The sequence below is a fragment of the Alteromonas sp. 14N.309.X.WAT.G.H12 genome (assembly GCF_036697315.1).
Taxonomy (GTDB): Bacteria; Pseudomonadota; Gammaproteobacteria; order Enterobacterales; family Alteromonadaceae; genus Alteromonas.
On the sequence record NZ_JBAHZB010000004.1, the window covers coordinates 24,333 to 46,565 of the forward strand.

21 protein-coding genes are annotated in these 22,233 nt (G+C 47.5%); 13 read left to right on the top strand and 8 right to left on the bottom strand.

The genetic code is table 11. From position 1 onward, the window contains the following. Positions 1–18 precede the first annotated feature (18 nt). Positions 19–897, top strand: a complete 879-nt coding sequence (locus V5298_RS03195) for a cytochrome c oxidase subunit 3 (protein WP_332930024.1) — start codon at positions 19–21, stop codon at positions 895–897. 10 nt (positions 898–907) lie between these two features. On the opposite strand, the gene V5298_RS03200 is transcribed toward V5298_RS03195, so the two are convergent. Continuing rightward, the gene (locus V5298_RS03200) at positions 908–1,117 is read right to left on the bottom strand and encodes a DUF2909 domain-containing protein (protein WP_332930025.1); all 210 of its coding nucleotides are present in this window, start codon (positions 1,115–1,117) and stop codon (positions 908–910) included. 30 nt (positions 1,118–1,147) lie between these two features. On the opposite strand from V5298_RS03200, the gene V5298_RS03205 reads away from it, so the two are divergent. From V5298_RS03205 to V5298_RS03230, 6 genes are read left to right on the top strand one after another with little or no spacing between them, the layout of a single operon-like run. After that, entirely contained in the window at positions 1,148–1,858 is a 711-nt protein-coding gene (locus V5298_RS03205; protein ID WP_332930026.1) for an SURF1 family protein, read from the top strand. 5 nt (positions 1,859–1,863) lie between these two features. After that, positions 1,864–2,421, top strand: coding sequence for a hypothetical protein (locus tag V5298_RS03210; RefSeq protein ID WP_332930027.1), 558 nt, complete (start codon positions 1,864–1,866; stop codon positions 2,419–2,421). A 9-nt stretch (positions 2,422–2,430) separates the two neighbouring features. Further along, positions 2,431–3,420 carry a COX15/CtaA family protein gene (locus V5298_RS03215; protein WP_332930028.1) on the top strand — a complete coding sequence of 330 codons (990 nt, stop codon included), beginning with the start codon at positions 2,431–2,433 and terminating at the stop codon, positions 3,418–3,420. Continuing rightward, entirely contained in the window at positions 3,413–4,330 is a 918-nt protein-coding gene (gene cyoE, locus V5298_RS03220; RefSeq protein ID WP_332930029.1) for a heme o synthase, read from the top strand. Before V5298_RS03215 ends, cyoE begins: the two co-directional genes overlap by 8 nt. Next, complete coding sequence (locus V5298_RS03225) at positions 4,327–4,971, top strand: SCO family protein (RefSeq protein WP_332930030.1); 645 nt, start codon at positions 4,327–4,329, stop codon at positions 4,969–4,971. Before cyoE ends, V5298_RS03225 begins: the two co-directional genes overlap by 4 nt. Before the next feature lie 5 nt (positions 4,972–4,976). After that, positions 4,977–5,576: a GNAT family N-acetyltransferase gene (locus V5298_RS03230; RefSeq protein ID WP_332930031.1), complete on the top strand. Its 600-nt coding sequence runs from the start codon at positions 4,977–4,979 to the stop codon at positions 5,574–5,576. A gap of 16 nt (positions 5,577–5,592) precedes the next feature. Here the strand turns inward: V5298_RS03230 and V5298_RS03235 are convergent, their stop codons facing one another. After that, positions 5,593–6,675 (bottom strand): polysaccharide deacetylase family protein, encoded by a 1,083-nt coding sequence (locus tag V5298_RS03235; protein WP_332930032.1) that lies wholly within the window; start codon positions 6,673–6,675, stop codon positions 5,593–5,595. Positions 6,676–6,765: 90 nt separating this feature from the next. On the opposite strand from V5298_RS03235, the gene V5298_RS03240 reads away from it, so the two are divergent. After that, complete coding sequence (locus tag V5298_RS03240; RefSeq protein ID WP_332930129.1) at positions 6,766–8,034, top strand: MATE family efflux transporter; 1,269 nt, start codon at positions 6,766–6,768, stop codon at positions 8,032–8,034. On the opposite strand, the gene V5298_RS03245 is transcribed toward V5298_RS03240, so the two are convergent. Further along, the gene (locus V5298_RS03245; protein ID WP_332930033.1) at positions 8,006–8,254 is read right to left on the bottom strand and encodes a hypothetical protein; all 249 of its coding nucleotides are present in this window, start codon (positions 8,252–8,254) and stop codon (positions 8,006–8,008) included. The genes V5298_RS03240 and V5298_RS03245 overlap by 29 nt on opposite strands. A 9-nt stretch (positions 8,255–8,263) precedes the next feature. After that, positions 8,264–8,842: a Fe-S biogenesis protein NfuA gene (nfuA, locus tag V5298_RS03250; protein WP_332930034.1), complete on the bottom strand. Its 579-nt coding sequence runs from the start codon at positions 8,840–8,842 to the stop codon at positions 8,264–8,266. 126 nt (positions 8,843–8,968) lie between these two features. Here nfuA and V5298_RS03255 point away from each other — a divergent pair, with 126 nt between their 5' ends. Then, on the top strand, positions 8,969–11,557 hold the full coding sequence (locus V5298_RS03255) for a M14 family zinc carboxypeptidase (protein WP_332930035.1): 2,589 nt from the start codon (positions 8,969–8,971) through the stop codon (positions 11,555–11,557). Here the strand turns inward: V5298_RS03255 and V5298_RS03260 are convergent. After that, positions 11,533–12,219, bottom strand: coding sequence for a hypothetical protein (locus tag V5298_RS03260; RefSeq protein WP_332930036.1), 687 nt, complete (start codon positions 12,217–12,219; stop codon positions 11,533–11,535). The two genes, V5298_RS03255 and V5298_RS03260, sit on opposite strands and share 25 nt — an antisense overlap. Positions 12,220–12,290: 71 nt before the next feature. Between V5298_RS03260 and bioH the strand changes: the two genes are divergently transcribed. From bioH to V5298_RS03275, 3 genes are all read left to right on the top strand, one after another. Beyond that, positions 12,291–13,082, top strand: a complete 792-nt coding sequence (gene bioH / locus V5298_RS03265; RefSeq protein WP_332930037.1) for a pimeloyl-ACP methyl ester esterase BioH — start codon at positions 12,291–12,293, stop codon at positions 13,080–13,082. A gap of 135 nt (positions 13,083–13,217) precedes the next feature. Then, complete coding sequence (locus V5298_RS03270) at positions 13,218–13,550, top strand: hypothetical protein (protein WP_332930038.1); 333 nt, start codon at positions 13,218–13,220, stop codon at positions 13,548–13,550. Between the two features lie 8 nt (positions 13,551–13,558). Next, positions 13,559–14,377: a putative metalloprotease CJM1_0395 family protein gene (locus V5298_RS03275; RefSeq protein ID WP_332930039.1), complete on the top strand. Its 819-nt coding sequence runs from the start codon at positions 13,559–13,561 to the stop codon at positions 14,375–14,377. Positions 14,378–14,426: 49 nt separating this feature from the next. On the opposite strand, the gene V5298_RS03280 is transcribed toward V5298_RS03275, so the two are convergent. Next, positions 14,427–16,754, bottom strand: a complete 2,328-nt coding sequence (locus V5298_RS03280) for a Tex family protein (RefSeq protein WP_332930040.1) — start codon at positions 16,752–16,754, stop codon at positions 14,427–14,429. A gap of 395 nt (positions 16,755–17,149) precedes the next feature. Here V5298_RS03280 and V5298_RS03285 point away from each other — a divergent pair, with 395 nt between their 5' ends. Further along, positions 17,150–17,884, top strand: coding sequence for a FadR/GntR family transcriptional regulator (locus V5298_RS03285; RefSeq protein WP_332930041.1), 735 nt, complete (start codon positions 17,150–17,152; stop codon positions 17,882–17,884). 193 nt (positions 17,885–18,077) lie between these two features. Here V5298_RS03285 and V5298_RS03290 read toward each other — a convergent pair whose 3' ends face one another. After that, a complete protein-coding gene (locus V5298_RS03290) occupies positions 18,078–21,044 on the bottom strand; it encodes a TonB-dependent receptor (RefSeq protein WP_332930042.1) in 2,967 nt (988 codons plus the stop codon). Between the two features lie 515 nt (positions 21,045–21,559). Next, a complete protein-coding gene (gene eda, locus V5298_RS03295; protein WP_332930043.1) occupies positions 21,560–22,180 on the bottom strand; it encodes a bifunctional 4-hydroxy-2-oxoglutarate aldolase/2-dehydro-3-deoxy-phosphogluconate aldolase in 621 nt (206 codons plus the stop codon). Between the last annotated feature and the right edge of the window lie 53 nt (positions 22,181–22,233).

The following is a 22,233-nucleotide window of genomic DNA, read 5'->3' on the forward strand; positions in this document are numbered from 1 at the left end:
GCAGGAAGGAGAGTCACTATGCAACAAGAATATCAGCGATATTACGTGCCAGCCCAAAGTCCATGGCCTTTTGTGGGTGCTGTAGCCTTGTTCTTAATTGCAGTGGGGGCCGCCAATACGGTCATTGAAAACAGCAATGGTGAAGACGGTTTTGGCACTCGTGTGCTGGGGCTTGGGATCATCACCTTGTTGGTCATGCTGTTCGGCTGGTTTAAGAATCAAATTGATGAGTCCATGAGTGGCTTGTATAGCGATCAATTAGGTCGCTCTTACCGTCAGGGCATGAGCTGGTTTATTTTTTCCGAAGTGATGTTTTTTGGCGCTTTTTTTGGTGCCTTATTTTATGCCCGTATGATCTCGGTTCCCTGGCTTGGCGGGGCGTCGAACAACGCCATGACAAACGAGGTGTTGTGGCCGGGATTTGAAGCCATGTGGCCGCTGATATCCACCCCCGGAGGCACCACTACCGAACAAATGGGGGCGATGGGCTTACCCACCATCAATACGATTATTTTACTTATTTCTTCTGTGACGCTGCATTTTGCTCATGTGGGATTAGAGCAAGGTAAGCGTAAGCAATTAACCCTCATGTTGGGGATAACCATATTACTGGGCATCGGGTTTCTTTCCTTGCAGGTGGAAGAATACATTCATGCCTACCATGAGCTGGGGCTAACGCTACAGTCGGGCGTCTACGGCAACACATTTTTTATGCTCACAGGGTTTCATGGCATGCACGTGACCTTGGGCACCATCATGCTCATCGTCTTGTTCTTACGGGTGCTCAAGGGGCATTTTACCGCCCACAACCACTTTGCGTTTCAGGCCGGCAGTTGGTATTGGCATTTTGTCGATGTGGTGTGGGTGATGTTGTTTATGTTTGTTTATGTACTGTAAGGAACGCCCGTTAGTACGGGCGAGGGTTCGGGGTAATTAATCCGGTTGCCATGGCAACCAAAATGAGAATAACAATGACAACAGAGGTGAAAACACGGCGGCCAATATATTTACTCATCGGTGGCCCGTCAGGATCGTTTTTCATCATTGCTTTCATGGCTAAAAACAAATTAACAATCATGTAGATAAGCAAACACACAAGAATAATTTTTATTGTCATTTTATTCTCCAACGGTGGAGCAAAGCGGTTATGAAAATCAATGAAATGCGCTCATCTCTTCCCACGGCAGCTTTAGTCAGTGTGGCAATCATTTGCATGATTAGCCTTGGTTTCTGGCAACTGGATCGCATGCACCAAAAAGAAATACGTTTAGCCAGCATAACGCAAAAAAGTCAGGAAAGTGCAATTTCCCTTAAGGCGTTGGATCCGCGTCGGGAGGATATTCGGGATTATCAAGTAGGGTTTAACGGCAAAGTAGACACAACCCAATTGTTGTATCTCGACAACCAGGTGGTAAACGGACGGGTAGGGTTCGATATCCTTGCCCCTGTGGTGACAAACGAAGGGCCAGTACTGGTGAACTTTGGTTGGGTCGAAGCACCATTGAGTCGGGAGTATTTGCCCGATGTAAGTATTCAAACCGGCTATCGGCATTTTCATGGCCGGGTCACCGTGCCGCAAAAAAATCCGGTGGTAAGGGAAACCCTGTCGCTGGATTCTGCCTTTCCCGTCATTATCCAACAAATTGATATGGCGTTTATTCGTCAATTAACCGGAATGAACATGGCACCTTTTGTGGTGAAGTTAACCACACCCACAGAAGGTGAATTTGTACGTCGTTGGCAACCTGTTGTCATGCCTCCGCAAAAACATCTCGGTTATGCCATTCAATGGTTCGGTCTAGCCATGGCGGCGGCGATGGTCGGGTATTTTGCATTAACATCGAAACATAAAAGGTAATGGCCATGTCTCACAAACGCAGCAAGATCACGTTAATCGGTGTGTTTTTGGTATTTATCATGCCGGTGCTCATCGCCAAATTGGCATTGGACAATGGATGGTTTAATAGCGCGGCCACCAATAAAGGGGAATTATTGCAACCCGTGCGGGATTTAAGCGTTGTGTTTAAGCAGGAGACGCCGAAGTGGCGCATTGTTTATTTGTTGCCTGAGCATTGCGACAAAGCCTGTGAGAATGCCATTTACAGTATTAGTCAGGTGTGGCTTGCGTTGGGGCGGGAAACCGATCGGGCGCAGGCGACCGTATTGGTCACCGGCCAAAGCGATCCAACCCTAGTACAAGCCCTGGGTAAAGATGACCGGTTTCATCTTGTCAGCGTTGGCGATATGGCACTTGGGAATGTATTGGCGCCGCCCGATAGAGAAGGAATTTTATTGGTAGATACCCTAAATAACGCCATGCTTCGTTACCCTACATATGAAGATAAACAAGCGGCAGTGCAAAGCAGCAGAGACATCCTGTCTGATGTGAAAAAGCTGCTTAAATTATCGCGCATTGGATAGGTGAACAAGATGAAAAAATTAGTGTTGTTCAGTTTACTGTTAGCGGTTGTGGTTATTGTTCTTGGGGCCTATACCCGTCTGACGGATGCTGGGCTAGGTTGCCCGGACTGGCCGGGCTGTTACGGCTTGTTTAGCGTGCCGGTGCAAGATGCCCATGTTGAGGCAGCCAATCAAGCCTACCCCCACCGACCGGTGGAGGCCGCCAAAGCGTGGAATGAAATGATCCACCGCTATTTTGCAGGGGCATTAGGGTTATGTATTTTCACCATTGCGGTGTTGGCGCTTAAACAACGTCATCAAGGGCAGTCACTGCGGTTGCCGCTGTTTCTGGCCGGATTGGTGATCTTTCAAGCCGCACTGGGCATGTGGACAGTCACTATGAATCTCTTACCTGTGATTGTTATGGGCCACCTGCTGGGTGGTTTTACCCTGTTGGCGGGGTTGTTTTTATTGCATTTAAAGCTCAGGGAGCAACACCGGCAAGCCCCACGAAGAATAAATAGTCTTACTAAATTTGCCTTGGTTGGGCTTGGCATCTTGTTGCTGCAAATCGGTTTGGGTGGATGGACGTCGGCAAACTATGCTGCATTGGCCTGTACGGATTTTCCGGTGTGTGAAGACGGTTGGGCACAACGCCTGGATTTCTCGGGGGCCTTCAGTGTGCCTTACGCTGAAACCTATGAATATGGAGCCCATGGGTATGGTGAACGAATGACCATGCATATTGTTCATCGTGCCGGCGCGGTGATCACTTTCTTGTACTTATTGTGGTTAGGGTTTCGTTTGTATAGCCGAGAAGTTTCAGCACCACTGAAAACCGCAGGCATGGTGTTAATTGGTGTGCTGATGTTGCAGGTCACCTTGGGCGTAAGCAACATTGTTTTAAGCCTTCCTGTGCTGGTGGCCGTTGCCCATAATCTTGTGGCTGCATGTTTGCTACTGGTAATGGTGTGGATAACCTATCAAGTTTCACGGACGCAAGGGGAAGCTCATGGCTAAAACGATTGTGGCGCCTTCTACGCGCGCAAATGCCGGTACCTCCGCAACGTGGCGGGATTACTATGAGTTAACGAAACCCAAAGTGGTGTTGTTACTTTTACTCACCGCGCTGGTGGGTATGTGTTTAGCGACGGATTCGTGGGTAAATGGGGGCACATTGTTTGCGGGCATGGCGGGGATCGGTATGCTGGCCTCTGCCGCTGCGGTTATCAATCATGTGGTGGATCATCGCATTGACGGCTTGATGGCCCGAACCGTTAACCGGCCGGTGGTTAAAGGGAAAGTGTCGGTTTCCCATGCCTTGATGTTTTCCTTTGCGCTGGGTGTTACCGGTTTTGGTTTACTGTGGTTCTTTGTGAATGCATTAACCGCAATGCTCACCTTGGCAAGTCTGGTCGGTTATGCCGTGGTTTATACCATGTTCTTAAAACGGGCAACGCCGCAAAATATTGTGATTGGTGGCTTAGCGGGGGCGGCGCCACCTTTGTTGGGTTGGACAGCCGTAACCAATGAAATACATGCTCACGCACTGTTACTTGTTTTAATCATTTTTACTTGGACGCCACCCCATTTTTGGGCCTTGGCTATCCATCGGGAAAAAGACTACGCGCGGGCAAAAGTACCCATGTTACCCGTGACCCATGGCATTGAATTTACCAAAACATCGGTGCTCGGTTACACTATTTTACTGGTTTTGGTTTGCTTGTTGCCTTATCTGGTGGGCATGTCCCATCTTATCTATTTGTTGGGCTCTTTAGCCCTTAATGCGGGATTTGTCATGTGGGCGTGTCGGTTAAAATATGCCAGTAAACCCGATACGGCGATAAAAACATTTCGTTATTCCATCTTGCATCTCATGTTATTGTTTGTGGTACTTTTATTCGATCATTACGTACCGTTGAGCTTATGAATCAAAAATATGTTGTGGGAATTATTGCACTTGTTGCTTTAGTTGCCGGTATTGTGGGTGCACGTTACATTGCATCATCGCAACCTTCATCTGCCGTTAAGTATTTTCAGTATTATCCCGAGCCCAGAGAAATTGCTGCTTTTTCACTTACGCAAAATAATGGACAGCCATTTACCCGTGAAAATTTGCAAAATGCCTGGACCCTGATTTTCGTTGGCTATACCTATTGTCCCGATGTGTGTCCTACGACGATGGCGTCATTAAGTAAAGTTTGGGAAAAACTTTCGGCGATAAAATCTAACCATCCCATTAAGGTCTTGTTCTTGTCGGTAGATCCAAAACGGGATGATATACAAAGACTTAATAGTTACGTCGGCTTTTTTAATAATGAATTTTTAGCCGCAACGGGGCCACACTCTGTTTTATTTCCCCTTGTCAGGAACCTTGGTTTGATGTATGCCTTAACGGGAGACATGGAAAAACCTGACTATTTGGTCGATCATAGCGCTTCCGTGGTACTCGTGAATCCCGATGCCCAAGTCATCGGTCGTTTTAAACCTATTATGGAGCCCGGGAAGTTAGCAATCAGCGATGCCGAGCAGATCCTTGCCGATATGCCAGAGATTGTGTCACTTCATTAGTAGTTATGACTCTAGTTGTAAGACAGGCCACCGCAAAGGATGTGAACATTGCCGTCCCTCTACTATTAGAAGCTGGAGAGCATCTGCTCGTCTCGATATTCGGAAACGGAGAACATGACGATGCTTTCGGTTTTCTTCATGCTGCCTGGTTAAGAGGAAATGGTCAGTACGGGTTCGAGAATCATTGGTTAGCATGCCATAACGATGAGGTCGTCGGTATTATCTCCTGCTGGCACGATCATTTGCCGGATAATTTTGACCGGGACACCTTGCTGGCGATAACCGATTACTATGGCCTTGATATGGCCCTGGACGTGGTTATGCGCAGTCAGCGTTACTCAGCCTCTCTCAATTCACCCATGGCGTTAGAGTTGTGTATAGGGCACATCGCGGTGGTTGCTTCCGCCCGTAGAAAAGGCGTGGGAACGGCAATGATACGGTTTATGGAACATTATGCCCGCACGTTAGGGAAATTTGCCTTGGTGCTGGATGTGGAACAGAGCAACCGTCAGGCACTGGGTTTTTATCACGCCTTAGGCTTTCGAGAGCAGCAGACAACCCCGCCGTTTATTCAATTGGCAAAAGGGATCCCGCCGCTCATGTAACCTTGCCCGGTTAGGATTAATCTGGGTAAGAGCCATCCTCTGAGGCCACAAAAAAGGGCTGGGAGTACCAGTAGTAACGTCCTCTTTGGGATTTTGAAGGCGCAGTACAATTTATACGTGAACGCCCGGTGGGTAACTTCGCTGTTAGCGTATAAGTGAGGATATTTGCATGGGTTTCAACCGGCATTTTTTCACCCAAAAAGTAGCAAGCAGCCTGACTAAGGGTCACATCATCGGCATCTAGCGTGATGCTTTGTGGCGCAGTTAAGGTGGGTGAAGCCCGTTCTGGGTTCTTTACGGTAGTAGATACAACCGGCATAGACAAACTGGCCATTTTCACTTTCAACGACGTCATACTGGCATAAGGTCCGGCTGCGGGAAAGCGGGGTAAGGCCGCAAAATCACTGTATTTGCTAATTGCCCCTGAATGCTGACCAAAGCCGACATAACCTTCTTGCAGCACTTTTTTCGCCAACGCCTGATTATATTCGCCAAAGGGATAGGCAAGGAATTTGAGAGACTGACCTGTTTTAGCGGCAATGAGTGATTCGGCCTCCTCTACGTTCTGCCAGATCCGATCAAGCCAGGCCTGGTCCGTTTCTCCGGACAATCGTTCCAGCATATGAAGATGATCAAGGGTATGGTTGGCAAAATCCACCCCCTCCTTGTGCATACGGCTAATTTGTTCCCAAGTGAGCTGGTTTTTCTGTTTGCCTATTTCCTTGGGGTTGATAAATACGGTATAGGGCAGATTTAATTCCCTCATAATGGCATGACCATGGGTAAGAATATTGGCATATCCATCGTCAAAGGTAATCGCCATGGCGCGATCCGGTAACGGGGTCTCTGATTTTATCGCTTCGACAATTTCCGGCAACGGCAGCACAGAGTAATGCTCGGCAACATAACGCATATGGGTTTCAAAGGTGGCAGGGCTAACACTGGTGCTTTTAGGCGTGGAATCGGATACGTGATGATAAAGTAATATCACGGCGTTGTTAGTCTCGTTGGCTTGTACCGCCCATGCGGAGCATAAAATCAGCACAGCTATAAGCCAATTTGCTGAATGTGAACGAGACCAAATTCTGATAAACTTCATAAACGTATTTTCCACTATTAGATTCTGTTGACGACGCAATTTTCTGCTGCTTGGCCGGCACACAAGACGCTGCTTACATTAGCATTTCCCATGATCCTCGCCAATATTACCACGCCGTTATTAGGCTTGGTTGATACGGCGGTGATGGGGCATATGGATTCATCGGCTATGTTGGCCGGGGCATCCATCGGCACCCTGATATTAACCCAAATATACTGGGTGTGTGGTTTTTTAAGAATGTCGGCTACCGGACTTAGCGCGCAAGCGAAAGGGGATAAGCACAATAGCAAAATCATGTCGGCCAAAACCCTATGGCAGACTGCCGCCATTGGACTCTTGCTGGCAGCGGGTATTGTGTTACTTCAAGTGCCTATTCTTAGCGCAGGTCAGTTTCTGGCTGATACAACGAATGAAGTCGCCCATTATACCGCGTCCTATTTCTACGCCCGTGTGTGGGGCGCGCCGGCGGCAATGTTAAATCTTGTGCTCATTGGTTGGTTAGTGGGTCAGCAAAAAACCAAAAGCGTATTGTGGATCCAGGTGGTGGGGAATGTACTAAACGCTGCGCTGGATATGCTTTTTGTGTTCGTGTTTGATATGGGCGTAGCCGGCGTAGCATGGGCCAGTGTGATGGCCGAATACACCATGATGGGATTCGGTTTCGTGGTGGCTTTTAGGCAAATCAGAGGCATTCAACCAGCTTTGTCTTGGTTCAACAGTGCGGCCCGCAAAGTGTTGTTTAAACTTAACAGCAACATCTTATTGCGCAATCTTGCACTGCAACTTTGTTTGGCATTTCTTACCTTACAAGGTGCGAGAATGGGCGAAACCGCAGCGGCCGTTAACGCCATTCTCATGCAGTTTTTTGTTCTCATTGCCCTTGGACTTGACGGTATCGCTCAGGCGGTAGAAGCCTTGATCGGTGAAGCCAAAGGGGCCAAAGATAAAACCGGTGTACTACAACATACCCAACGAGGACTATTTTGGTCATCGTGTTTTGCCATTGGTTATGCGCTGCTTTTCTATCTAGCCGGCCATGGGATCATTGCTTTGCTCACCGATTTGCCGCCCCTACGACAGGCCGCCGAGCTCTATTTACCACTTATGGTTTTACTGCCTTTGTTGGCCCATTGGTGCTTTTTGTTTGACGGTGTTTTTGTGGGGTTAACCCGTTCAAAAGAGATGCGCAATACCATGCTAATCAGTGCTTTTGGGGTGTATTTCCCGGTGTGGTGGCTAACCAGCGATGCCGGTAACAAAGCGTTGTGGTATGGATTGCTGGCATTTTTGTTCGCCAGAGGCGTTACCCTTGGCTACAGCTTTTACCGGTTTATTCGTCAGGATGATAATGTTTTTTAGCCGGATTCATACGCTTTAACCGTTGCCATAAAATGGCCAAATACCCTGTCATGGCAATGGCAAAGCCAACGAATAAGATGGCGATTGAGATGATATATAAAACTTGATGAAGCTGGGCCACGGTAAGCAATAAGGTGGCACCAGCAATAAATATGATCAAACCCAGTCTAAACCGGTGCCAGCTGCGGAGCAAAGATAATTCGGCGGAGTCTGTTGTCATACCAAAAAATCAATAATACGAATGTTCGCCTGCTTCGTGACTGGTGGCATCCCGCACACCGTTCAGCTCTCCGGGGAAGCTCTCAAGCAGTTGCTTTTCGATACCTTCTTTAAGGGTAACATCTACCATGGAACAACCGTTACAGCCGCCACCAAATTGCAGCACGGCATGACCGTCTTCGGTAATTTCCAGTAACACCACCTGTCCGCCATGGCTAGCGAGCTGGGGGTTGATTTCTGATTCAATGACATAGCTCACACGCTCTACAAGCGGTGCGTCATCATCCACCTTGCGGGCCTTCGCATTCGGGGCTTTGAGGGTTAACTGCGACCCCATTTGATCGGTGACATAGTCAATTTCCGCTTCTTCTAAAAAGGGCGCACTTTCAGCGTCGACGATTGCATCGAAGCCATTGAAAGGTAAACGAATATCACCTGGTTCAACCGCGGTAGGAGGACAATAGGAGACACCGCACTCTGCTGTAGACGTACCCGGGTTTACCACGAATACGCGGATGTTCGTCCCAGCATCTTGTTTTTCCAACAGTTTTGCAAAGTGAGCCTGCGCATCTTCTGATATAGTAATCATTAACAAATCCTACGTTGCATCTTAATTAAGCATATAATAACAAATTTACCTGAGTAAAACAGTCAGGTATTGCATGCAATCATACAGGTATGGGCAAATAGGCAAAATACAACAGGAAAATGTAAAATGGTAGCACGGATCGAATGGACAGTAAGATGGACAGCTGCTTTCATGGCGCTGTTATGTTTGTCAGCACACGCAAATCCATCTTTTTCGGATGGTGGAGGGAAACCCGCAACGGCTTACCTGCCCGCGGGAGTGGAATTTGATCCGTCTATACCGACGCCGGAATCGGTGCTTGGTACTGACGTGGGCACCTGGCATGTGCGTCATGATCAACTGGTTAATTACATGCAGGTGTTGGCGAACGCGTCCGACAGAGTGTCACTGGAAGTGACCGGTTATACCCATGAACATCGCCCCCTACTTTTGCTGACCATTACAGCTCCGAAAAATAAAGCCCAACTTCCCCAGTGGCGAGAAGCACACCTTAAGCAAGTGAATGAAGGTGTTCCGGCCGGGAAAGATGCGCCCTTGTTTTTGTATATGGGCTACAGTATTCACGGCAATGAGGCATCCGGTGCTAATGCAGCGTTAGTGGTTGCTTACTATCTTGCAGCTGCTCAGGATGAAAGAGTGACGAACCTGTTAAACGGTAACATTGTGCTGCTCGATCCGTCATTGAATCCTGATGGCTTATCCCGTTTTGCCCAATGGGCGAATATGCACAAAAGTAAAAATTTAGTCTCGGATCCAGAAAACAGAGAGCATCGTGAAGACTGGCCATCTGGTCGCTCAAATCATTATTGGTTCGATTTAAACCGGGATTGGCTGTTACTAACCCATCCCGAATCCCAAGCCCGTATTCGTCAGTTTCAAAAGTGGCGACCACATATTCTCACCGATCATCACGAGATGGGGCCTGATAATAGCTATTTTTTCCAACCTGGCGTCCCGTCACGGAAAAATCCCAATACACCTGATGGCAACGTGCGTATAACAGAGGCGTTGGGAGCTTTTCATGCGCAGGCCTTTGATGATGCTGGCCAGTTGTATTTTTCCGAAGAAGCCTTTGATGACTTTTACTATGGAAAAGGCTCGTCATACCCGGATGCCCTTGGCAGCATCGGTATTCTTTTCGAGCAGGCCAGTAGCCGCGGTCATGTCCAAGACACCATCAATGGTAAACTGACCTTTGCACAAACCATTCAAAATCAGGTGACCACCAGCCTTAGCACCATCGACGGTGCTCTGGCCAACAAGCCCGCCATTTTGGATTATCAAAAATCCTTTTATGACGAAACCCAAGCCGCTATTAGGGATGATGATGATTTCGGTGCAATTGTTGCGCTGTCCCAGGATCATGGGCGGGTCAATGCGTTATTGTCCATATTAGATCAGCATCAGATCCAGTATGGGTTTACTCAGAAAGATACCAAGGTTGACGATAAGCGCTTCGCCCGTGGCAGTTTAGTTGTCTCCTATAACCAGCCCAAATACCGGCTGATTAAGAGTTTATTTTCCAGCCGTCAGGATTTTCCTGAAAATACCTTTTATGACGTGTCCAACTGGAACATCGCACTGGCGTTTGATTTGCCCTATGCCGTGTTAGATAAGCGTAAAGGCCGAGGTCTCGATTTGACCAAGGCGTTGCCGGTGAATAAGGACAGTGTGCTGAGTGAAGGCGCCTACGCCTACGCTTTTGAGTGGAATGATTACTTTGCTCCAGCCCTATTGCAACAATTGTTATCAGGTGGCGTGCAGGTGAAAAGTTCGTTGTCTGCCTTTACTGCAACGTTAACCAACAGCGAACAACACACTTTTTCCGCCGGCGCCATGGTGGTACCGATGGCACTGACCCAGCCGGATGATACCTATGCACAAATTCTGGCAGCGTCGAAACTCAGCGGCGTAAAGGTGTACGCCATGAAAAGTGGCTTAACGGTACAAGGTGCCGATTTAGGCAGCCGTACCATGAAAGTTGTTCGCCCGCCGCATATTTTGTTAGTGGGGGGGAAAGGCACGGTATCTTATGAGGCTGGTGAAATATGGCATTATCTCGATACCCGTGTGGGTGTTGCCCCGACGATTGTGGAGAAAAGTCGCCTAAGCAGTGTAGATCTCAACAACTACAGTCACATTATTTTGGTGGGTGGCAGTTATCATGATTTGATTGCTAAAGAATCTCAGCGCATGGATAGGTGGCTGACAGCCGGTGGTGTGCTCATTGGTCAAAAATCGGCCCTTAAGTATTTGACGGCCGAAGGTTGGCTCGATGCCGAAGTTGTCAATTCAGAAAAAATTAACAGTGTGTTCCCCACCGAAGGATTAAAATACAAAGATAAATCGGCTTTGGCGGCCAGTAAGATCATCGCCGGCGCAGTTTATGAAGCCCAAATCGATCCGTCACATCCTTTGTTCTTCGGCTATCACCACAATACCTTACCCTTATTTAAAACCAGTAACATGATAGTACGGGCAGAGCACAATCCGTTTTATCAGCCCGGTTTTTATACCGACTCGCCATTAATGGCCGGTTATAGCGCGCCTGTGTTGCAGGATATGATTGCCGATTCTGCCGCCGTCTTAGTGCAGCCCCGAGGTAAGGGGGTGGTTATCGGGTTTGTCGACGATACCTTATTCCGTGGCTATTGGTACGGTACCGGTAAACTCATGGGGAATGCCATCTATCAGTCAGCGCACCTGGTTCGCTGAATGAGGGGGTTACAGGTGGTCAGTGCCATTACCCAAATATCAATGATCAGGGCTGGCTGATGCGCCCGTAATTGTTTGGCCAGTACGTCTGCGGTTACGCCCGTGGTCATGACATCATCAATGATGGCGACATGATGCACGTCATGGGGAATTGAGGTGGAAAATGCCCTGCGTAAATTGAGTAACCGCTGGCTGCGTGACAGTTTATGTTGGGTTTTACCGCCCTTACGGCAGGCCCAGTCATGATAAACTGGGCGGTCTATTTGATTGCTGATATGACGGGCAATCACCGCCGCTTGGTTAAAACGGCGGTGCATGAAACGACGAAAATGCACGGGGACAGGAAGCAAACAATCCGGTAGCAGTGTGTCCTCATGGATACAGAACTCGACAAACCAATCCGCAAGAATACGGGCACTGGTAAGGCAACGATGAAATTTCATGTTGTGCACCAAGTCGGTAAATGGCCACTGGTATTCCCCACATGCATAGAGGTTATCGTATCCACTATGACGAAACTGTCGGCGGATTTGGGGGTAGGTAAGCAGATTATCTTTATATCCCCCTTTCGCTAAAAAACAGGTATCGGTTTTGCAGTACTCACAAACCGGATGGTCGCTGTATTGCTGACATAATAAACAGGCAAAATTAGGGAGCTTCATTGTGAAACCTTTTGTCATGGAGCCAGTGGCCCTATTGTGCGATTAACATGGTATGTTTAGAGGATATTGTCTTGGTAAATACTAATCTCTCAGAGAAACTCGTCAGCCGAACCTGTGGTACAGGAAAAGATCTGGTGCTTTTACATGGTTGGGGGATGAACAGTGGTGTGTTTGAACACTTTATCCCTTTGCTGGAACAGGAATTTCGGGTAACCACCATCGATCTGCCCGGTTTTGGTGAGAACAATCATATTGTTCCGTTTCCCTACACCGTGGCCGCCTTGGCCGAAGCCATCATTACCTCTGTGCCAGCGTCGAGTATTATTGCTGGGTGGTCGCTGGGGGGATTGGTGGCACAATATTTAACCATTCATTATCCGCAGCATATAGGCGGGCTGATTACCATTGCCTCAACCCCCCGTTTTGCTAAAGGACCTTGTTGGCCGGGCATTAATCCTGAACTGCTGGCAAAATTTGAAGCTGAGTTAGCCCAAGACTATAAGAAAACCCTGGAACGTTTTTTGGCCATTCAAGCCATGGGAAGTAAGACCGCACGACAGGATATCAAAGCGTTAAAACAGAGTATTACCGCCTTCCCTGCGCCTTCGGTCACGGCCTTAAAAGCCGGCTTGAATCTACTATCCAAAGAAGATTTACGCCCCCATATCGGGCGTATCTATCAGCCTACATTACGGATATATGGACGTTTGGACAGCTTGGTTCCTACCAGTGGTATTGACGGCATTTGTGAATTGCAGCCTCAATGCGATACCGTGGTATTGCCCCATGCGTCCCATGCTCCCTTTATTTCCCATCCCCAGCAATCTGCGGATATTGTGCGCCAATTTGCCATGGCAGTCTAAAAGTGTTTTAAAATGAGTATGTTACCTTTGTGTATACGGAGCGATACAGTCGCTATGGAAATTTAATTAAAATCGGGCTTCTCCTTTACGTCATTCTGGTTAATAATTAACCGTGAGAGAGTAGAGGTATGAATTATGTCCAGTCTAATCGGCAATAGCATTAACTCGTCCATTGTGTCAGGAATGAGTGGCGTTCAAAATGCCTATCAGGGAATGACGCAAGCGTCTGTTGGTCTAGCGCAAAAGGTTGCCCAAACCAGTGTTGAGTTAAATGGTACCAATGACGTATTGGCCAATGCGTCATTACAAAATCTGTCAAATATTCGCAGTGTGCTGCCCACCGGTGGCGATTCTGTGACATCTAATTTGGTGTCTTTGCAGTTAAACAGCAACAATGCCCTAGCATCTACCAAGGTGCTGGACACGGCATTTGATACCGTCGGTACTATCATAGATACACTAACCTGATCCTTGCTATGAATATTGTAACGCCGGTACCGACATCCCTTGTCTTTACTACTGCTAACGTGAATACGGAAGCGGCCCGTCGTGACAACCTGCTTAAAGAGACCATTCCGGCCTCCAAAGATGCGGATAACAGTGCCGCTGAACAAGGGCTAGGATCAGAATCTGATCGGGCCAAATCGGCAGGGCAAAAAGGGGCCCCCGTCACCTATGAACGTCCTCAAGTGCAAACTGATAGTGTATCGGCAGCGTTGCACCAGGATGGCAATGATTCTGCCCAGAGAGATACCGACAACGCGAACAGGGAAAGTGCGGGCAAGGAACTCGCCGAAGAAAAGCAACAACAGGCCCAGCAGCAACAAATCGAACAGCTTGAACAGCGTGATCTAGAGGTAAGGCAGCACGAACAGGCCCATGTTGCTCAAGGTGGACAATATGCCAGCGCCCCGCAATACGAGTATGAAAATGGACCTGATGGCAAGCGTTATGTGACCGATGGCGAGGTGAGTATTGATGTCTCTGAAGCCGATTCGCCAGAACAAACGGTGCAAAAAATGGAGCAAGTGCGTGCTGCTGCATTAGCGCCCGCCGAACCTTCAGCGCAAGATCTGAAAGTTGCCATTGAGGCTAGTCGCCTTGCCACAGAAGCGCGTCAGCAACTTACTAGCGATGATGATGCAGCGAAAGACGACACAGTTAGCGAATCGATGCAAACTGAGCGAACTCTCGAGAAAGAGGAAACGGGATTTCAGTCGCGCATTGCGGTTATTCAACAATTCTATCAGTCGGCGGTAACGCCGGAAAGCTCGGCTTTTTCTACCCACGCCTAAGTACAACAACCGGTGACTGTAACGCCACCGGTGCATTTCCTTTAAAACGTTACTTTCCTTTGGCTTTAGCGAATGCATCGGCAAAGGCATTGCCCATTGCCGCATTGGCTGGTGCTGCCGCTTTAGGGGCATTACGGCTCGCCGGTTTACCTCTACCGGATTTGCCTGCGTTCTTCTTGCCCTGAGGGCGTTTTTCTGTGGCCGGAGCTGGGGTATCGTCCAAACGCATGGTAAACGAAATACGTTTGCGCTGAATATCCACTTCTAGCACCTTCACTTTAACAATGTCACCGGCTTTCACCACATCCCGGGGATCAGAGATGAATTTATTGGTTAAAGCCGAAATGTGAACCAGACCATCTTGGTGTACACCCACATCCACAAAGGCTCCAAAATTAGCAACATTACTTACCACGCCTTCTAGGATCATGCCTGGTTTTAAATCACTGATGGTTTCGACACCCTCTTTAAAGGTTGCGGTTTTAAACTCAGGGCGTGGATCCCGTCCGGGTTTGTCCAGTTCTTTAAGAATATCTTTAACGGTAGGTAAACCGAAATGCTCGTCGGTGAAGTCATCCGGTGATAGCTTCCGTAGCAAGTCGGTATTACCGATAAGATCGTTAACCGCCACTGCAGTCTGCTGCACAATACTGTCGATAACCGGGTAAGCTTCTGGGTGAACCGCTGAAGCATCAAGGGGGTTACTGCCTGCATGGATGCGTAAAAAGCCCGCCGCCTGTTCAAAGGCCTTAGGACCTAAACGTTCCACTTTCAGTAAGGCTTTGCGATTGGCAAATGCCCCATTATTGTCGCGGAAGGCTACGATATTGTGAGCCAGGGTTTTATTTAACCCAGAAACATAAGAAAGCAGAGCTGGTGAGGCGGTGTTAAGATCCACACCCACGGCGTTTACGCAATCCTCAATCACTCTGTCTAGCGACTTGCCCAGTTGGCTTTGACTAACATCGTGCTGATATTGGCCCACACCAATGGCTTTAGGCTCAATTTTTACCAGCTCGGCCAAAGGATCTTGTAAACGACGGGCGATGGAAACCGCGCCTCGAAGGGATACGTCTAAATCAGGTAATTCTTTTGAAGCCAATTCGGATGCAGAATAAACCGATGCGCCGGCTTCACTGACCATGATTTTTTGTGCGCCAATTTCTGGCGCGGCTTTTAGCATTTCTCCCACTAATTTATCGGTTTCTCGAGAACCTGTACCGTTGCCGATACTGATCAGCTCAACCTTATGCTGTTTGCATACGTTAATGAGAGTGCGCATTGACTTATCCCAGGCATTTTGCGGCGCATGGGGGAAGATGGTGTGGGTAGCTACCACCTTTCCGGTTTTATCTACAACGGCCACTTTTACACCAGTTCTTAAACCGGGATCCAGCCCCATGGTGGTTTTTGCGCCTGCTGGTGCCGCCATCAACAAATCATTCAGGTTCTTGGCGAAAACACTAATGGCTTCTTCTTCTGCCCGTTCCCGAAGCGCCGTGAAGAGTTCAGTTTCCATGTGTAAACCAATTTTGATTTTCCATGTCCACTGTACAACCTGTTTTAAAAATCCATCACCGGCTCGGCCTTTATCGGCAATGGCATAGTGTTCGGCGATGATGTGCTCACACTGGGAGGGCTGGAGGGGATCTTCGTTTTGTGGATCGGCATTAAGCTGTATGTGCAGCATGCCTTCATTGCGCCCACGAAACATGGCTAAGGCACGATGAGAAGGGACATTTTGAAGTCGTTCTTGATGATCAAAATAGTCTTTGTACTTTATCGCTTCTTGCTCTTTGCCTGGCGCAACGGTACTGGTAATAAAGGCATTGTCCTGTAAATAGCGACGTACTTTTCTTAGCAGTGAGGCATCCTCAGCAAAGCGTTCCATTAAAATGTAACGGGCGCCTTCTAATACGGCTTTAACGTCAGCAAAGTTTTTCTCTGCGTCGATAAACTTTTCGGCTTCGGATTCAGGGTTGAGGGTAGGATCATTAAACAATGCATCGGCCAGCGGGGCTAACCCGGCTTCAATGGCTATTTGCCCTTTGGTTCGGCGTCTTGGTTTATACGGCAGGTATAAATCTTCTAGTGTGGTCTTACTGTCTGCACCCGAAATTTCTTGTTTTAATGTGTCAGTGAGTTTGCCCTGTTCTTCTATGGATTTAAGAATGACATTCCGACGGTCTTCCAGTTCCCGCAGATAGGTTAAACGCTGTTCGAGGTTGCGTAACTGGGTATCATCTAACCCTTGTGTCGCTTCTTTTCTATATCGTGCAATAAAGGGAACTGTAGCCCCTTCATCAAGTAGAGATACCGCAGCCTTCACCTGAGTGGGACTGACAGCCAGTTCGTCGGCAATTTTATTGATAATCATAGTTGGCTTTGGCTCTGTGACGTTTGTACGTGTCCTGCCGGCAGAAAGTCAACCGGCTTTAGTAATCGTTTTTTAAAAAGTGGATTAAGTATATCATTGATAAAGCGTCGAAGAAGTCCCTTTGTGATGGGCAAAAGCGTATTTTTGTTATACAAAGGGGAATCGGTCCTTATTGGGCACCTCATAACAAAATCCTCTTCAATAACCAATCTTGCTGACATAAATGTTACTTTAAATTTACCAATTGTTAATTTTGGGCTTACCAATTGTCCTCGACTGCACTATACTGTTTCATGGGTAATCTGCTCGCGCTTATCTTTTTATTGGTGACGATTTGTCTAACCAAACTGGCGCACTCATCGGATGCCTTTGGTAAGCGAATGGGAATAAAAATAATGAAAAGGCGTAGACGTTTTTGGACAGTGGTTGAAAAGCTTGAGGCTTTAATTGACCAAGGGGTGTATACAGCAGGTAGTCGTCTACCTGCAGAACGGGAACTCGCTGAAACCTATCAAGTAAGCAGGCCCACTATTCGTGAAGCTATTATTGCCCTTGAAGTAAGAGAGCGGGTTGAGGTAAAAACAGGCTCGGGTGTGTATGTGCTCAGTAGCAAACCCTCTGCCAGCACCGAAAAGCCCATTAGCGCATTTGAGCTAACCCAAGCCAGAGCATTGGTAGAAGCTGAAGCCGCAGCGATTGCAGCCTCTACCATCAAAGATGATGAACTTAGCGCGTTAAAGCAAACACTCACCGATATGCAAGTGCCTGATGTGGCAGAAGAAGCGGATCAACAGTTTCATCAAATCATTGCCCGCGCTACCCGTAATAATGCCATTGTGTTTTATATCGAGAAATTATGGCATCTACGCCGCACCGAGCCGCAAATTATCGGGGCATACAAAGACGTGTGTTCACAGAGCATGAATCAGCGACTCGCTGAACATACATCGATTTATAACGCCATCGCCGAAGGCGATTCAAGTGCCGCACGTAAAGCCATGCATAATCATTTTGATCGACTAATTAATGCCTTATTTGATGCCAGTGAAGCTAAAGCGCTGCAAGAAATTAAACGTAAAACCGATGAGACAAGAGGGCTTTACTCCCTATCCTATCTGTCACATAAATAAGCTTATTGTTGTCACTGCCCACCGTATACCTTGTATCGCTAACGTTTCCCTTTAATAGGGATGATCGCGCCCTTTTTTCGCTGTTATGTTTAACCAAATTCAGACACAAAAAAACAAGCTAAATAGCTTGTTTTTTATGGTGTTCTAGAATGATGGGGTTGGCGTAATCGACGCCAACCCACTACCGACTAACTTAGTAGCGGTAGCTTACGCCGAAGGTGATACGACGGTCAGTCAGACCTTGGTAACACAGTAGGGCGCCTTCATTTACACAAGATTGTGTCACGTCTTCTTTCGTCAGGTTAACCGCTTCGATACCCACGTTAATTTTCTCGTTGATATCATAGCTAACACTGGCGTTTAACTGGCCTCTGTCTTCCTGTACTACTGGGAAGCCCCATGGGAAGCTTGACGTACTACCGAAATCCGTTGAACGGTATGCTTCACGCCAGGTGTAACGAGCGCGAGCAGACAGACCATATTTTTCATAGTATAACGTGATGTTATAGGCGTTTTCAGACAAGTCCACCAATTGCTGTACCGCAGACACTTCGATATCGCTGTTGCCTGTGGTTAATCCAAATACTGCATTGGCACGGCTTGTTGCCGTATCTACCGATTCGCCGCCAGAGAATTTCTGGATTGTATAGTTGGCGGTTAAACCGAAACCTGATGCCCAGCCCAGTTCGTCTTCAAAATTAGACAGGTCGTACTGGAAGGCCATTTCCACACCTTTTTGTGTGGTTGTGCCGGTGTCGTTAATGGTAGTTTGTGTAGGTACACACACGCCTACGCCCACATCAGGTCCAAATACGTTGATATCGGCGATGGGGTTGAAAATACCGCCGCCTTCACAATCTGGGCCAACAGTATCACGGTAGCCTGTTACTGGATCTTCATACGGGTCTACCTGACTGGTTACGTGCAAGTCTTCCCGTTTTTTGTGGAAGTAGCCGATACTCACAACGGCTGCTGGAGCGAAGTACCATTCCGCTGAAATATCAAAAGATGTCACTTCTTCAGGCATCAATCCTGGGTTACCAATTTCCACTGGTGGGTTAGGACTGGTGGAGTAGGTTACTGACGTCGACAGTTTATCGAAATCTGGACGACGGATATCTTTTGATATACCCATCCGTAAAATCACATCATCGGCTACATCGGCCACCACGTTAATACGTGGTAGTAAGAAGTCGTAGTCGCCGGTGGTGGTAACTTGAGAGACGATTTCGTTGCCACTACCGTCTGTGGTGACAGAGTTACCCACAGAGTTGACTTCTGTTTCTAGGTAACGAAGACCGAAATTACCGCGGAATATGCCGTATTCAAAGTTAGCTTGAGCATATAAAGCGTGCGTAATTTCTTCTATATCGAAAAAGCCCGATACTGAAGAGGTCGGTTCATCAATGGTAATGGTCTCACCGCCCGTTTCTGCGGTGTGAGCGATAATCGCTTCGTTTAATTTGTCTATCGCGGCATCCGGGTTGGAGGCGACTAACTCAGGGTTAATAACCAGGAAGTCTTTTACGTATAAATCACGACCATCGGCGTCATTAAAGTTATCTGGGCCTGCCACTAGTAAGTCGGCAAACAGATCTCCTGATGGGCTTGTATCCATGGTCCGCAAACTGGTGTTGGATGTGATCTCATCCGTCATACTTTGGGTTTTACTGTAGCGGTAACCAAAATCAACAGAAGTAATGACATCAATTTCGTCGACATAGTAAGTAAAGTCGGTACGGAACGCATCTTCGCTATTTTCTGTTCTGTTCTGACCGATGTTAACGTCACGTAGTCTTACGTTGGCCGGATCAAGCAACTGCGCTGAAGTAGGCGCGTTTGCTTCGTCCTCGGCGATACCAAATGCCAGTGAACCACCGGTGAGATCGTAAATGAACGGCGTACCGTTTTCATTAGAGTCGTTAGTGGCGGCATTGGGGTTTATAAAGTTAAGGGTGGTGTTAAAGCTCGGTGTATCTGAATCCGATGATGAGGAAGAAATTTCTGCACTTACAGAAAGGTTTTCACCTGTCCAGTCACCGCCTAAACGAAATATTTTACTGGTTGTAATACGTGAATTGGTATCACCAGAGAAACGCAAGTTTGGATCAGCACCGCCATCTTCAACGGGGATCACGCCACGGACAGCGGCTTGGATGCTACCTAAATCCACACCATCTAAAGAGCCAAAATTCACGGTTTCAAAATCGGTTGGAACAGCAACATCTTTTAAGTCACTTAGTCCTGATGCTTGTATACGAGAACTTTCTTGACGACGTTCCTGATCGTTCACCACGGCATCAAAATAAAGTCGAGTATTTTCCGATGGAGCCCATTCTAAGGTACCGGCTAGGTTAATGGTTTCATATTCGTAGTTATCATAATCTTGCACGAGAAACTGGACAGGCAAGTAGTCAAAAGCTTGGGCGCTGGCTGCACCACTGTCCGAGGCTACGGAATTGTCACGGTCAGCGCGAGGACGGAATGCTGTTACATCTTGTTCGCTGTAACTACCACTCAGTACAATACCGAAGCGTCCAGAATCTGTTTCCCAGTTATCACCCCAAGCGCCAGAGAGGCGCGGCATGATGCCATCAGTAGACAAGCTACTGTCTTCGCCTTGTATACGTATGGACGCCATAGTGTCAGTTAACTGAAGAGGTCTGATTGTGCGCAGGTTGATGGTACCACCAACGGAACCTTCAATGGTTTTTGCTTCAGGTGCTTTCGTAACTTCTACTGCAGCGATGATCGCGGCGGAGACATCTTCAAAGTTGATGCCGCTTCGGCCTGAACCTGAGCCTACCGTAGATACGCCGTTAATTTCCGTTCTGTTCGCGTTAGTACCACGGATCTGTACGCCCGTTCCCACACCCGCTTCACGTGTAATTTGAATACCGGTTACGTTTTCCAGTACTTCTGCTAAATTTTGGTCTGGCAATTTACCGATATCTACGGCTTGGATAACTTCGATCAGGTTATCTGCTGAGCGCTTCTCCGCGAGTGCGCTGGTCAGTGACTGACGAATTCCTGAAACTTCGATGACCTCGACATCTTCTTCAGCCGTGGCATCGGCTTCCTGTGCTTGTGCGGTCATGGCAACGTTAATGGCAGAAGCTGATAAAACAGCTAATGTTAATTTAGATAATTTGTGCCCCATGGTTTTTCCCTGTGTGTTTCTTCAATGTTGAATTTACAAACGCATTCTTCGTTTTGAACGCTTTAGGCTTTTACAAAGAATTTACCTGATATTTACAGGTAATAAGAAAAAGGTCAAATTTTTGGTAAGATATTTTTACGATATTTTTATATATTTGTTATTACCAAAATGTATTTTGGTTATATCCATGTTGGTAATATCAATATTGATATTTGGTTAAACTGTTGTTTTATATGTTTTTTTATGTTGTTTGTGGGGCGCTGAAGTGAAGGTTAATGCGATGTTTTATCGAAACGGAATTTGTTAAATTAAAAATTTTAGAATAATAAACGCACACGATAAAAATTTACATATTGGCAATTGGTCTACCATTAGGGCGGTGAAAAACGATGGGGTGCTAAACCGATGTGGGAAATCTATCAGACCATTTGCCTGGGCCTGTCATGGCCGGTATGAAACACCAGCACTCCGTTAAATAGACGTTTTCTCGGAGTGCTGATGGTTTAGGGTATCATCTAGTCTTTGAGCGCCTCACTACAGGCCGTTGTAATGGATTGCCAATCAGAGGCTTCGACCCATTCTTTTTTCGCGACCCAGGTTCCGCCTACGGCGAATACATTGTTCAGCGACAAATAGTCCGATTTGTTGTTTTGACTTACTCCACCGGTAGGGCAAAAGCTGACTTCACGAAATACCGATGACACCGCGGATAGGAAGGGCGCACCACCGGAAAGGGAAGCGGGAAACAGTTTTTGTTCTTTAAAGCCAAATTCCAATGCCATAAGTATATCGCCGGTATTTGATACGCCGGGCAATACCGGAACGGTACATTGGGTAAGCTCAGACAATAAATCACTAGAGACCGCGGGGGTGACGATGAAGTCAGAGCCTGCGGAAAGGGCCTGGGCTAATATTTCGCTATTGATGATGGTACCTGCCCCGACTTTGAGCTCAGGCACTTCTTGCTTAATGGCACGTAGGGCATCAATAGAGGCATCGGTTCTTAATACCACTTCAACCAGTTTAAGGCCTGATGCCGCCATGGCACGGGCGATATTTACGCCCTCCTCGGGGGAATTCGCCTGAATAATGGGGAGCAAAGTTTGGCCGGACATTAGTTCGGAAAAGCGCGTCATGAAATTCTCTCTTATATAAATAGGCGAGGCCTTAAACGACCTCAATGCTAAAT